Origin of the sequence: Ferdinandcohnia jepli (genome assembly GCF_047246645.1) — a bacterium.
In the GTDB taxonomy this organism is placed as follows: domain Bacteria; phylum Bacillota; class Bacilli; order Bacillales; family Bacillaceae_L; genus Ferdinandcohnia.
In genome coordinates this window covers 1-12,939 of record NZ_JBFOKR010000020.1, presented here as the reverse complement: position 1 = coordinate 12,939, position 12,939 = coordinate 1, and the positions used below count along the sequence as shown (strand labels likewise).

14 protein-coding genes and 1 pseudogene are annotated in these 12,939 nt (G+C 32.7%); 13 read left to right on the top strand and 2 right to left on the bottom strand.

The features are described from left to right. Positions 1–47 precede the first annotated feature (47 nt). Both AB3M96_RS19345 and AB3M96_RS19340 read left to right on the top strand, forming a co-directional pair. Positions 48–731: an ABC transporter ATP-binding protein gene (locus AB3M96_RS19345; RefSeq protein ID WP_412969244.1), complete on the top strand. Its 684-nt coding sequence runs from the start codon at positions 48–50 to the stop codon at positions 729–731. Next, positions 728–3,325 carry an FtsX-like permease family protein gene (locus AB3M96_RS19340; RefSeq protein WP_412969243.1) on the top strand — a complete coding sequence of 866 codons (2,598 nt, stop codon included), beginning with the start codon at positions 728–730 and terminating at the stop codon, positions 3,323–3,325. Before AB3M96_RS19345 ends, AB3M96_RS19340 begins: the two co-directional genes overlap by 4 nt. A 122-nt stretch (positions 3,326–3,447) precedes the next feature. On the opposite strand, the gene AB3M96_RS19335 is transcribed toward AB3M96_RS19340, so the two are convergent. After that, positions 3,448–3,645, bottom strand: coding sequence for a hypothetical protein (locus AB3M96_RS19335; RefSeq protein WP_412969242.1), 198 nt, complete (start codon positions 3,643–3,645; stop codon positions 3,448–3,450). Positions 3,646–3,891: 246 nt separating this feature from the next. On the opposite strand from AB3M96_RS19335, the gene AB3M96_RS19330 reads away from it, so the two are divergent. The 5 genes from AB3M96_RS19330 to AB3M96_RS19310 all read left to right on the top strand — a co-directional run bounded on the left by AB3M96_RS19330 (position 3,892) and on the right by AB3M96_RS19310 (position 6,898). Then, the gene (locus AB3M96_RS19330) at positions 3,892–4,062 is read left to right on the top strand and encodes a hypothetical protein (RefSeq protein ID WP_412969241.1); all 171 of its coding nucleotides are present in this window, start codon (positions 3,892–3,894) and stop codon (positions 4,060–4,062) included. 124 nt (positions 4,063–4,186) lie between these two features. Then, positions 4,187–4,474 carry a hypothetical protein gene (locus tag AB3M96_RS19325; protein ID WP_412969240.1) on the top strand — a complete coding sequence of 96 codons (288 nt, stop codon included), beginning with the start codon at positions 4,187–4,189 and terminating at the stop codon, positions 4,472–4,474. A gap of 55 nt (positions 4,475–4,529) precedes the next feature. After that, positions 4,530–5,201: an HAD family hydrolase gene (locus tag AB3M96_RS19320; RefSeq protein ID WP_412969239.1), complete on the top strand. Its 672-nt coding sequence runs from the start codon at positions 4,530–4,532 to the stop codon at positions 5,199–5,201. Positions 5,202–5,278: 77 nt separating this feature from the next. Further along, complete coding sequence (locus tag AB3M96_RS19315) at positions 5,279–6,124, top strand: immunoglobulin-like domain-containing protein (protein WP_412969238.1); 846 nt, start codon at positions 5,279–5,281, stop codon at positions 6,122–6,124. A 141-nt stretch (positions 6,125–6,265) separates the two neighbouring features. Further along, positions 6,266–6,898, top strand: a complete 633-nt coding sequence (locus AB3M96_RS19310; protein ID WP_412969237.1) for an alpha/beta family hydrolase — start codon at positions 6,266–6,268, stop codon at positions 6,896–6,898. A gap of 71 nt (positions 6,899–6,969) precedes the next feature. On the opposite strand, the gene AB3M96_RS19305 is transcribed toward AB3M96_RS19310, so the two are convergent. Then, positions 6,970–7,878: a ferritin family protein gene (locus tag AB3M96_RS19305; RefSeq protein WP_412969236.1), complete on the bottom strand. Its 909-nt coding sequence runs from the start codon at positions 7,876–7,878 to the stop codon at positions 6,970–6,972. Between the two features lie 527 nt (positions 7,879–8,405). Between AB3M96_RS19305 and AB3M96_RS19300 the strand changes: the two are divergent. From AB3M96_RS19300 to AB3M96_RS19275, 6 genes and pseudogenes are all read left to right on the top strand, one after another. After that, a pseudogene (locus AB3M96_RS19300) lies at positions 8,406–8,734 on the top strand (MmcQ/YjbR family DNA-binding protein). Positions 8,735–8,958: 224 nt separating this feature from the next. Then, entirely contained in the window at positions 8,959–9,144 is a 186-nt protein-coding gene (locus AB3M96_RS19295) for a hypothetical protein (protein ID WP_412969235.1), read from the top strand. A gap of 428 nt (positions 9,145–9,572) precedes the next feature. Then, the gene (locus tag AB3M96_RS19290) at positions 9,573–9,854 is read left to right on the top strand and encodes a hypothetical protein (protein WP_412969234.1); all 282 of its coding nucleotides are present in this window, start codon (positions 9,573–9,575) and stop codon (positions 9,852–9,854) included. A 370-nt stretch (positions 9,855–10,224) separates the two neighbouring features. Next, a complete protein-coding gene (locus AB3M96_RS19285; RefSeq protein WP_412969233.1) occupies positions 10,225–10,896 on the top strand; it encodes a hypothetical protein in 672 nt (223 codons plus the stop codon). A 154-nt stretch (positions 10,897–11,050) separates the two neighbouring features. Beyond that, entirely contained in the window at positions 11,051–11,473 is a 423-nt protein-coding gene (locus AB3M96_RS19280) for a hypothetical protein (protein ID WP_412969232.1), read from the top strand. Between the two features lie 141 nt (positions 11,474–11,614). After that, entirely contained in the window at positions 11,615–12,637 is a 1,023-nt protein-coding gene (locus tag AB3M96_RS19275) for a hypothetical protein (protein WP_412969231.1), read from the top strand. Positions 12,638–12,939: the final 302 nt, after the last annotated feature.

The following is a 12,939-nucleotide window of genomic DNA, read 5'->3' as shown; positions in this document are numbered from 1 at the left end:
TAGGCAGATATACTGAACGTAAGATTAAAAACATGGAGGAATACACGATGAATATATTACAAATTGAGAATCTGTCTAAGATTTATGGTAAAGGTGAAACTGCGGTTAAGGCACTTGATAATGTATCTTTTTCAGTTAAAAAGGGAGAGTTTGTGGCGATAATTGGTCCTTCGGGTTCAGGAAAGTCAACTCTTCTTCATCTTCTTGGAGGAGTAGATCGCCCAACAACTGGAAAGGTATTAATTGATAACACAGATATATATGATTTAAATGAAACACAGCTTGCGATATTTAGAAGAAGACAAATTGGACTTATCTATCAGTTTTATAATTTGATTCCGATTTTAACTGTTGAAGAGAATATTACACTTCCAATGCTTTTAGATGAACATAAGGTAGATCCAAAGCAACTGGCGGATATTGTTAAAAGATTAGGGTTAGAACAACGTTTAAATCACCTGCCTAACCAGCTTTCAGGTGGTCAACAGCAGCGGGTTTCAATCGGACGTGCTCTTATTAGTAATCCTGCGATTATGTTAGCGGATGAACCGACAGGGAACTTAGATAGCAAAAATAGTACTGAGATCATTGAACTGTTAAAAATGTTCAATAAAACGTTCAATCAAACACTGATCATTATTACACATGATGAACGAATAGCTTTACAAGCAGACCGTGTCATTTCAATTGAAGATGGAAGGGTTGCAAAAGACGAGGTGATTCGTCCATGAACATTATCAATAAATTAACAATCCGACATCTTAAGGAGAATAAACGAAGAACCCTTGTTACCATTATTGGTGTCATCATTTCTGTAGCGATGATTACCGCTGTTGCAACTCTTGGAGTCTCTTTTTTAAATCTAATTATTCGGGAAGAAATTTCAAAGAATGGTGAATGGCATGTTCAATATAAGAACTTGGATTTAGAGCAAATTGAAGCAATTGAGAAGGATAACGAAACTAAAAAGGTAATGGTAACACGGGATTTAGGATATGCACACTTACCTGAATCTAAAAATGAAGGTAAACCGTATTTATTTATTAAGGAATACGATACTCTCGCATTTTCGAATTTCCCTATTGAGATTTCAGAGGGGAGATTACCACTAGCAGATAACGAAGTTGTTATATCGGAAGAAATTGAAAATAATGCAGGTGTAAAATATGAAGTGGGCGATAAGCTTACACTTGAAATTGGCAGTCGCGTTATCAACGAGCAAGAAGAAGACCTTGGTCAATCCTATGGGTTGTCTACAGACGATGAGGGAACAGTAATTGAAGATCTGAAGATTGAAAGGACTGAAACGTTTACGATCGTTGGTACAATTAAACGCCCAAGCTTTGAACCATCATGGGCACCGGGTTATACGATTGTAAGTTATACTGATAAAAGTTTAGTAAGTGACTCTGAAAAGGTAAATGCAGTAGTTGTATTAAATAAGGTTAAAGGTTCACTTTTTAAACATGCTGAAGAACTGGCAGAGCAGAATAATATATCAAAAGTATCATATAACTCAGAACTCCTTCGTTATTATGGTGTAACGAAAAATGATAGTTTGCGTATCACATTATTCTCACTTGCAGGAATTATTATGGCTGTAATTATTGTTGGTTCCGTTGCCCTTATCTATAATGCATTTGCAATTAGTGTTTCAGAGCGTTCAAGACATTTAGGAATGCTTGCAAGTGTTGGAGCTACGAAAAAACAAAAGAGAAACTCTGTATTTTTTGAAGGTGGAATCATTGGAGCGATTAGTATCCCTATTGGGTTACTGTCGGGGATTGGTGGTATTGCCATTACGTTTTATTTTATTAATTCATTTCTCTCAGGAGCACTGAATATTGATGAAAAATTTAAGGTAATCGTGACACCTAGCTCAATTATCGTTGCATGTGCTATTTCAATTGTAACTATTTTCATCTCGACATTCTATCCAGCAAAAAGAGCTTCTAAAGTATCAGCCATTGATGCAATTCGTCAAACGCAGGATGTAAAACTTTCACGAAAAGCAGTAAAAACATCCAAGGTTGTTCGTAAGTTGTTCGGGATGGAAGCTGAAATCGGACTTAAAAACTTAAAACGTAATAAACGACGATATCAAGCAACCGTGTTTTCATTAGTTATTAGTATTGTTCTGTTTTTAGCTGTTTCATTCTTTACGAGTAATATTAGTAAATCACTGGAACTTTCTCAAGGTGACATTAGCTATGACATACAGGTGTTTGGTTCTGGAATTGGTTCAGAGGAGTTAGAGCCACTAAAAAAACTGGATTATGTAACAGATTCTGTTACGATTGATGAGGCTAATGTTAATGCATATATAGAAGTTGAAAAGGCTACTCAAGAAATACGTGAACAAATTGCACAAGATGAATCAATTCTTATGGATGGCAAATATCCTTATTACGCATCTATCCATGGGTTAGACAATGAAAGTTTTCAAGAATATGCTAAAAGCATTGGAGCAGATGTTGAAAAACTAACAAATGTAAATCAACCAAGTGCAATTATTATTGAACATACCAAATATCAGGATGCCGAAACTGGTAAATTTATTGAAGCTAAGACAATAGAAAGTGAAGTTGGAGAAACATTAGATTTATATGCATTTAATTATGAAGGTGATGGAGAAAAACCGGATTTTATCAACAAAGTTGAGATAGGTGCATTAACTGATCAAGCTCCGATGGGTGTTCATACAGCAAGCTTCGGCGGACTAGATATTATTGTAAGTAAGGACACATTATACCAACTTGTTGGTTCAAATAAGCAGACAGCAAGTGAAATTAGCCCATACTTGTATATGAATTCATCTGATCCAATAGCAACTCAGAAAGTATTGGATGAAGTTAAAACAGCTAATATGCATGTCTATAACGTACAAGAAAGAAGACAAGAACAAGAACAGCTAGTTATTTTAATGTCTGTATTCACATACGGATTTATCACATTGATATCGTTGATTTCCGTTGCTAATATTTTCAACACGATTTCAACAAGTATATCACTTCGTAAACGTGAATTTGCAATGCTGCGTTCAGTTGGAATGACACCAAAAGGTTTTAATAAAATGATTAATTATGAAAGTATTTTTTATGGTATCAAGGCATTGACATACGGACTCCCAATTAGTGTTGTGATTATGTATTTAATGTATCTTGGATTACATCAAACTTTTGAATATGGATTTGTAATTCCATGGATGAGCGTCGTTTTCGTTATCGTAATCATCTTCATTATCGTTGGAACAGCCATGCTTTACTCCATCCAAAAAATCAAAAAAGAAAACATCATCGATGGATTAAAGCAGGAAAGTATTTAATCATATCTCTAGGCTGACGAAACCTCGGGACGCGGGTCCAGTTCTCTTGTCCTACCATTATTTTACAGTTATTACTCATTTAAAAGTGCCTGACCCTAGAGGGTTTCAGGCACTTTTTTATATTACATCAAGAACCCTTTACAATTAGGACAAAGAGATTTCGTATATCTGCTTGGTATTTGTTCTTGGCAGTGTTTACATACTTTTTCAATTGCTTCTTCACTTTCAGGACCGGTAGATCTATATTTTATCGCTTTAGTGATAAGGTATAAAATGATAAGCAGTGATAGAATACCAACAATATATAAGGATGTAGACATAAAATCAACTCCTTTTCTTATACACAATTATTTCTTACTTTATGGTACGTAAATGAAACCTTAAAAGAACCGATGTCATGGAACTGTGATAAAAACGAAAAATATCGTAAAGAAATTTTTATCTTAGTGCTTATTAGATTAAATGAATGCTCACTAAAGATAACTTGAGCCAAAAATTGTTCAGTAAAAGAGGTATAATAATTACAACAGATAAAGACGCTATCATCTGCAAAAGGAGGAGTTCATATGAGATGTGGAGCTAAATGCTTTCTTGTTGAACTAGAAGTCAATGGAGAAAAGCAAAGTAAGATAGTAACTGCAAGAACACCTGTTGATGCAAGAAAAACGATCCGTTTGGAGTATGGTGGGGACGCACAAATCTTATCAGTTGTAGAAGAGAAGAAGACAAGAAATTAAACTAAACTAATTGTGAATTTTATGAAACCCATTACTAAACAAACCGTATTAAAGATAACTGGATTACTAAGGAGATGAATAGGTGAGAAAATATCACAAGAATATATATTGTGAGAATTGTTCAATGGAAATTAAGGAGCGAAGTAATCTTGTAATCTCTACTTTTTTCTTTTCTTTAGCTGCATATCACGATTCATGCTATTCAAGGTCTTTAAAAGGCATAAAAACTGCTTTTGTTGGAAATGAACCGATAAATGGATTCTCTGGGAATCTTAAAGCAATTATTGCCGCGGTTATAGCTATTATTCTACTATTAACTAACAGTTCTTATAGTATATTAGGTTTTATCGTTTTACTAATACCGCTAATTAGAATTTATGCTTGGTTCATAATTGAGCGGCATTTAAAATGATAAAATTTTCACAAAGTATAAAAGAATAAGGGTAATCAAGAAAGTGGGTTCAGTAATGATTAAAGGAGTCTTATTTGATTTAGATGGTACATTGTTAAATAGAGATGACTCAGTAAATATGTTCATTCATAGACAGTATGACAGGTTTCAACATGCAGTTGGTCATATTCCAAAAGCGACATATGTGAAGAGGTTTATTGAGTTAGATAACAGGGGCTATACTTGGAAGGATAAAGTGTACCATCAATTAGTTAGTGAATTTTCAATTACTGATTTGACTTGGGAAGAACTACTCCAAGATTACATAGTAGAATTAAAGTATAATTGCGTTCCTTTCCCTAATTTGGTTAGTATGTTAGAAGAGTTGCAACGCAACAACCTGGTCCTTGGGATTATCACAAATGGCAAAGGCAAATTCCAAATGAATAATATAGAGGCATTGGGAATAAAAAAGTATTTTCAAACGATAGTAATCTCTGAATGTGAAGGTATTAAGAAGCCAGACCCTCTAATCTTTAATCGTGCCTTGGAAAGACTATCTATCTCTCCTAATGAAAGTATATTTGTTGGTGACCACCCAGATAATGATGTAAGCGCAGCACAAAATGTGGGGATGAAAGGAATCTGGAAAAAAGATTACCAATGGAAGAACGTTACGGCAGATTATATGGTTGATGATCTGGGGGAAATACCTATAATTGTTGGAACATTGAACCTGCAAAAATAGTTAGTTTGTTATAGTCATTGAAAATAAATAAAAAAAATTACTTAAATATAAGCTTCTGTTTTAAAAGGATGAGATAAATGAACTATTTCAAAGTATTTTTGCCATTTACCCTTTTTTTGGTAGTAATTTTATCGGCTTGTGAAAGTTCAAATATTAATAATGATAAAGGATATTCTATCTATCCGGTAAGTAATGATACTACTACTATTACTAATAGTAGTAAGAATACTGAATACGCAGCCCCTACTGGAAAATGGTTCATTGAAGGTGGCGGTAGCATTGGCTTTGGTGTTTCTGCAGGGACAATGAAACCTAATTCAGAGGTTTCAGTCTCTTTATTGGCACATCCTGTAGCTGAAGTAGGTTTAGATAAAGAGGTCAGATTTCAATTAACAAAACGAGACAAAGACAACAACCTGATTGAGGTAGTAAAAGAAAAAATAATACATATCAAAACTATTACGTCGGAAAGGGAATATTTTTCAACAAATCTCCCTAATATCGGTAACGTTCATTATATATTGAGCACTGAAATCTTAGGAGAAGATGGTCAAGTGGAAGATACGTTGATTTCCAGTATTTATGTTCCTGACCAACTAATTTACGGAAAGCTATACTTAGAAAAAGATTCATATTCTTCAAGTGAAACACTTAAACTTAAATTAGATAATAAAGGTCCTACAAACCTGTCATTCGGCTTACCTTATAAAATAGAAATATATAAGCAAGATAAATGGGAACAGATTTCTATAGATGTTGCTTTTGAAATGATTGGTCTTGATCTTAAACCTGGTCAGACATTTGAACAAAATATTTCTTTGAATCAGCTGAAAGAAGAGGGACGATACCGAATCTTGAAAGATATTAGCGCAGATGGAACTGACTTTGTTACTACTCTTAAAGTCGTATTTAGCATAGAATAGTAATATATGTGAAGACATTTACTCTGAAATATAATAAATAATGAAGAGTAAATTTATAGATACATATCATTTACTAATAAGCAATATTATGGTGTTTAATATATTTTTTAAAGGTGATATAAGTACGTAAGGAGTGAAAGAATGACCAATAATAATGGTTCAAAAAGCATTCCAACTAGATTAATTGTGCAGAAAGAAGAAGTAGAGAATTTAGTGATTATCTTACCAGGAGCTGGTTACACAACGCAAGCTCCATTGTTACACTATACAACAGCATTATTCTATGCGGAAGGTTTTGATGTTTTACATATTAACTATTCCTTTAGTAAGGCAGAGATGAATGCTCTAAATAATAGAGCTTTTGCCAGAGATGTCCAACTTGCAATTGACAATGCAATCAAGAACAAGAAATACAGTAATTATTATGTAGTAGCTAAATCAATTGGAACAAAAGCTGTATGTTATCTGCTGAATAATCCAATGTTTAAAGAAGCATTAGTAGTTTGGTTGACTCCTATATTACAAAATGATGAGGTTTTTAACGAAATGGTTAACAGCGATAAAAAGGGACTTTGTATTATAGGGGATAACGATATTTGTTTCGTTGTCGAGCGTTTCGAACAATTGAAGAATAATCCTAATCTCAAATTGAAAGTAGTTGAAGGTGGAAATCATAACTTGGAGCTTGATCAAGAACCTATAAAGTCTATTGATCTTCTTAAAAGTGTAATCTCTACTATTAATCATTTTATAAATAACAACGGGCACCCTTAGAGAAAGGGTGCTTTTAAACAGGAGAAGAAACTGGTAGGTTGTTTTAGGGTTTAGGAAGAAGCTCCTAGTTTTTATCTTGCAAGACCTCTCTCAAAAGCTGCAAGATGGTTCATAGAGGCGTTACGAAGTTGAGTAAAAACAGTTCTGGCATCATTAGGAATCGCAAATGTTAGAAATTTATTGTACATAGCAATATTATCTATTTCACCCTGAACTCCCGCAGCATATGCTGCTTTAATACTTTCTGGTGTAGTTACGAATGACTGGGCATTATTGGGTGGTAATGGCACCTGATAACGTTCAAATAGTAGTAATAAAGCATTTATATGCCTCAATTCAGCAGTTTTAATTTGAGCAAAGGTACGAATAAATCCAAAATTTGCTAGAATATTATCATATCTTGCTTGAGCTAAATATTCATCTTGGATCGCAAAAGTTAACATTTGTGGTAAGGTTAAAGTTGTAGCACTTAATGCACCAGTTGCACCAAAATTTTGAGTTTGTCTATTCATGATTGGTTTCTTTAAAAATAGTAAATACAAAAACCATACAGCGTGATTCTGTTCGTCAGCAGCTGCACGTTTAAATCTTTCTTTAATAATTGGATCCTTTGCTTTTTCTGCAATATCCAAATAGAAATCAACGGCCCCTTGTTCATCTTTGAAAGCAAATTCGATTCCAGCTCTATACTTGTCTGGACATCCCTCGCTGATTTGATATGTCGGCTTTCTTCCAGTTAAAGTTGTATAAATTTCACTAAAATACTCAAGATGACGTTTTTCATCTTTTTGTATTTCAAGTATTTGGTTCTTTTCATTCTTTGTAGGTGCCATATCAGCTAACTTCTGATAACAAGCGATCGCACTATATTCCGCATTAATTGCTTTCTGTATATCCTTTGTAAGTGAATCCTCATTTGTGTTTCTATAATTATCAACATTATGATGTGGAACATATTGGAAATATAGATTTGAAAACATGATTATCCTCCTTATTCCTTTTTCTTCCATGTATTTTATGCTTTGTGCATAGGTATTGGTGTAAGATTCATATTTTTCTTTTGGAATAAATGATCGTTAAAGAAGGATTAGCTTTGTTTTTTGTTGAAGTTTAGTGAGAAACCAAAATATTTCTCGATATAGTAGGCTGTCTTATTCTCTTATATATCTTAGATGTTGTCATATGCTGTGTCTCAAGAAATATGTTTATCATTTATTAAAATCATGTACCTATTAGGGGGAATTCAGTGACTTCAAAGGAATTGTTAGTTAGTATTATAGGTGGTTTTTTGGTTTTATTAATTTATGGGCTTCTAACACGCGAATTTAAGTGGTCAGCTTTGGTATTTGCATTAGTTATGCTTTTAATTACAAACGCTATTATAAGATTTATCAAATGGAATTCCAAAATATAAAAAACAATGTAAAAGTCCATAACTTTATTTCTTGGTTATTCGATATTGTAAGAACGAGTGAATAACCTTGTGGGTATTAGGAGTGTGTAGTAAGTGAAATCGAGAAGGGAAGCTATTAATTCTGTTTAAAATTAGGAAATTCATATGAAGATTATCCATTTAACGATAAGAATTGGACATTGATACGTCATAAAGAGAACAAGAAAGTATTTTCCTGGATTTTCAATAGAAACGACCATATCTGGATAAACCTAAAGTGTGATAGAGATTGGGTAGATTTTTATCGCCAAAATTATTCTTCTATAGTTCCAGCTTTTCACCTCAATAAAGAACATTGGAATTCTGTAATTCTAGACGGCACCATACCACAGGAAATAATTCATGACCATATTAGACAAAGCTATCATTTAACAAAAAAGTAGAAACTGGATGTGCTAGTTCACAATTTTCAATAGCCATGAATCATAAATGGGTGCAGCTGCATCCATATTTTTTTACCACTCACTTGTTATCATTAAGAAAAAAAATTTCTGTCTTGTTATGTTATTACTAGATCGGATTATTTGAAGTTCTCATGGAGAAATATGGTAATATATAAATAAAGAATTTCAATATTCATAAAACACACCTAAGAGGAGGAATTGATTTGTACGATAGTGTTCTATCTGCAGTTTATACTATATTAACTTTTTGGATAGTTTTCTTGGTGTTCCAAAGAGTTAATAATCGCTATCCAAAGAGTAATTCATGGAAAAAGGACATTTTACTCACATTGATTCAGAGTGTAGTTATTGCCTTATTAGTACTTCCGATTTTATCGATTTTTATCTAATAGAATCTGTGAAACTTCTTTTTATGTAGTTTAATACTTGTTCGGATAACAAGAGATCTTTTGTTCAAGTTGGAAATGGCATCTTTAAATTAAAGAGAGTGTCATAGTGTTAGAAAAGCAAATTGGAAAGTGGAAGGTTATCATTATAGTATTCTTGGGTTTCCAGTGAAGATGATAGATCAATATCTGAGCATTAGAGGGATAGTAAATTGAATTCACTTTTATTTGAATAGATAGTCTGGTAGAGGAAACCGGTTCAAAAAGTGAATAATTAGAATCTCAGTTCAACCAAACATCTTGTGAATATATTGTGGCCAAACATTAGGTGCATTAATCTATTGAAGGTTTAATGCCCTTTTTTATTGAATTTACTAAACTACCAAACCCGAAAAGTGGACCAGGAATTAAGATAACAAGGAAGATGAAAAATGAACGTTATAAAATACTTCTCAATTCAATTTGTACTATGTTGTGTAATTATCTTCGCCAATTTTTATTTAGACCAATATATTAGTAAGCCGTTTTCTTATACCGACTTACTAGCAATAATTACAGGAATTGCTATAATTATCATTTGTTTTAATCTTTATATTAGGTTTCAAAAACACATAAAACCTTTTAGGAAATATGGAAAAGTTTTAATTTCTTTATTAGCAATTATTGTTGCGATTATTTTTATAGGAGTTTTAACAGGAGAAATGCAATTTTAACTTCTTTCATTAACTGGTTATAAACCTTGAAGATTAGACAACCAGATAAAGTTAAGGAATACTGGTTAAATTATACTGGGTTTCTAGCAACAAAGATAAAGCGACTCTAGGTTGAAAAAATATAGTAAAGTAGAATACGTGAATAATGATAACTAATTTTCTCATTAATCCCAGGATTAATGTGATTTTTAGGTAAACGTACTAACAAAAAAGTCTTAATAAATATGCATATTCATGTATCTTATTCTACTAAAGGTAAAAACTAAGTTATTTTGTAACGAATTTTACACGTACATCGTCAAAGCATAAAAGGAGTATAAGGTTAAAGTTGAGTTGGAGGGATAAAATGAAATTTTCTTTTTTGATAGTAATGTTATTTACTCTGAGCTCCTGTATACAGGATACTACCTCTACTACTAATAAAGACGAAAATAGTACACCTGTAGTCACAACCGATAGTGCTATTAACACAGGGATTACAGTAAGCACCGAACAAAATCAATCGCAAAATCATTATGACTATTTAGCCAAAAATAAAGGTGAAATATCTGAGGTTGACTTTGAAACGGCTTATGAAATGTGTATGGGAATTCTTAATGACTATTATAAAGCAGTCTGGAACGGATCGAATCTGGTATTGGATACATATATTGATAACGATAACCTTAAACAGTATACTCAAAAGAAAATTCAAGCCCAACATGATGCGAAGGGAATTTTAAATGATAATATGCAAGATATTGAGATTGGTGATTGGGAAGTTGATTATACTGATGATGTGAATGGAGGCTTTCTCTATTTAAAATTACCAGTAGAAATTAAAAAGGATGTAGGTAGTTATGGTGAAAACAATGAATTTCTTGTACGTAATATAAACGGCAAGTTAGTTATTGTTGATTGGTATACTGATACAAAAGATAGTTATGATTTCTTGGTGCGTGGAGAAAATCAAACGATTGACAAACCTACAATTTGGAATGACCTCGAGTGGGTAAAAAAAATACATAAAAAACAGCTTGAATTCTCTGGCTCTACTCGATAATAGAGATTTAAAGCTAGCTTGGCAATTAATGAGATTTGCTACAAATACTTGAATACATTACTTATAAAACTAACCCGTGCGTTGATCCAAGAAGTTGAGAAAGGATATTATTCGAGTTTTTCAAACCTTAAATAGTAAGGCCGGTGGTGTCATTTTGAAGAAATTTGGGCTAGTTGCTGCACTAATTCTACTTATTGTTATATTTTTTACTTTCTATAAATACCGTTTGCAAGACTTAGATGATGTACTTAATATTGAACAAGTTGACCGTATTCTTTTGACAACAGAAGAAAGAGAACTTAACGGAGTTGAAATTCCAAGGGTTAGCCAAGAACAAATAAAACAACTTGGTGAATTTTTAAATCAATATCAAGTAAGATTAACTATGAAAGAGGGTTGGTCTTCTGATTATCCAAAAGAACAGTTTACTCTTCGCATAGTATATAAAAACGGAGATTATGAGATTTTTACTTTCGAACGCGATGTCGTCGCTACAACACGAATTTATGTAGTAGTAAATGCTCCATTGGATTATAAATGGATACAGGAGTTTGAGCGTGATCTTAACTCAAATTAATTAAGTGGCTTAAAGGATTACTAATCTTCTTATTCAACTACCGGGTGCTTTGAAACCAAGAAGGATTAAAGCACTTTTTGTTGAAGTTATTAATCTAAACAAGCAGGATAGTTAAACGAAGATTTGGAATGGGTGGGTACTTTGAGAAGATTCGGGGTAATTTTTGGCATTTTATTAACAATTATTTTAGTGTTTGCTATTGTAAACAAACTATATTATCCATCTATTTCGATAGCTGGTATATCGATAATTGAAGCTTTGGCAGCTATTGTTTACACAGTTATATTTATTGGTAGTTTTCTATATTTAGTGTTGAAAAAGGAAGAAGCAGAGTCCTTCTCTGCATTAAAAATAATTGGATACTTTATATTAGGTTCATTTACTTTTAATATCAATCAAATTTCACTTCCTCTTGGGTTTGTAGTGTACTTGTTATTTCTTCGACCTACAATAAACGTAGATGTAAAACGATTGGCAGCTATCTTTGGTTTTTTAGCATTTATTCTTGTACATTGGATATTGCCATTTGCCATTCAAGAATGGCAAAGCCGCCCAATATTAATCGAACATGAACTTGGTTCAGTATATAAGGTGAACTTTCAAGATGAGTATGAACTAATTAAGCAAGAGTTAAAGCTAGAGAACCAAAATTTAAGGCTAGAGGATTTTGGAATAGAATATGTGAAAGATGGTAGAATTAAAGACTTAAGCTGGCAACTTATTGGACAAAACAGTAATAGTTTTAATCTTTATCAAATTCGATATGATATTGATAAGAGTAGCTATCAAGTGACGAATAGTCAGTCTGATACATGGATTCAATACAATCGCTTAATAGAAGCTGACCATTTCTTTGAAAATCTTAATGTTCTTGATATTAAAGATATTACTCATGCGAAGGGTGACTTTTCTTCCTATGTGATACGAAGCACAGGAGAACGAATAAATTATGCAGTAGAAAATGGAACTCATTTTTACTTATCTAATGGAAAAATACAATTATTAGATGATGACCAGTTACCAGTTGAAGCTTTTTATATTTCAACATTCGCAATGATGAAAACGGGTGAAAAAAGAAATGATCAAGGCAATATAACAGAAGAAAGCTTCGAAGGTACCCAGTTATCTGATTATCTATTTGATTTAAAGGTTGTTGAGGAATGATAATGATATAGGTGGGCTTTTTAAAGTTTTTATTATCAATCTAAGTAATCTATTTTTAATGTGAATAAATACACTACTAATAGATGCTGACTTGGAAGCATGTTGTTAAAGATGGTAACTTCAAAATTGGTTTAGAAAATAAATAGTGTAAATGATGATCAAAGGCTGCTTTCCTTCATAAGAAGGAAAAGCAGCCATTTTTGTAGAAATTATTTCACTAACAAAGCAGGTGTGCGGCCGAGCCTAGGTCGTATCATATAGCGGGTGGGATTCCCGCCGAGTAAGAACTAGCCATTCGCTCG

Excerpts from the sequence above, each read along its gene's own strand:
- AB3M96_RS19320 (WP_412969239.1), top strand. The coding sequence starts at position 4,530 with ATGATTAAAGGAGTCTTATTTGATTTAGATGGTACATTGTTAAATAGA.
- AB3M96_RS19340 (WP_412969243.1), top strand. The coding sequence starts at position 728 with ATGAACATTATCAATAAATTAACAATCCGACATCTTAAGGAGAATAAA.
- AB3M96_RS19330 (WP_412969241.1), top strand. The coding sequence starts at position 3,892 with ATGAGATGTGGAGCTAAATGCTTTCTTGTTGAACTAGAAGTCAATGGA.
- AB3M96_RS19335 (WP_412969242.1), bottom strand. The coding sequence starts at position 3,645 with ATGTCTACATCCTTATATATTGTTGGTATTCTATCACTGCTTATCATT.
- AB3M96_RS19315 (WP_412969238.1), top strand. The coding sequence starts at position 5,279 with ATGAACTATTTCAAAGTATTTTTGCCATTTACCCTTTTTTTGGTAGTA.
- AB3M96_RS19290 (WP_412969234.1), top strand. The coding sequence starts at position 9,573 with ATGAACGTTATAAAATACTTCTCAATTCAATTTGTACTATGTTGTGTA.
- AB3M96_RS19310 (WP_412969237.1), top strand. The coding sequence starts at position 6,266 with ATGACCAATAATAATGGTTCAAAAAGCATTCCAACTAGATTAATTGTG.
- AB3M96_RS19285 (WP_412969233.1), top strand. The coding sequence starts at position 10,225 with ATGTTATTTACTCTGAGCTCCTGTATACAGGATACTACCTCTACTACT.
- AB3M96_RS19325 (WP_412969240.1), top strand. The coding sequence starts at position 4,187 with ATGGAAATTAAGGAGCGAAGTAATCTTGTAATCTCTACTTTTTTCTTT.
- AB3M96_RS19345 (WP_412969244.1), top strand. The coding sequence starts at position 48 with ATGAATATATTACAAATTGAGAATCTGTCTAAGATTTATGGTAAAGGT.
- AB3M96_RS19305 (WP_412969236.1), bottom strand. The coding sequence starts at position 7,878 with ATGTTTTCAAATCTATATTTCCAATATGTTCCACATCATAATGTTGAT.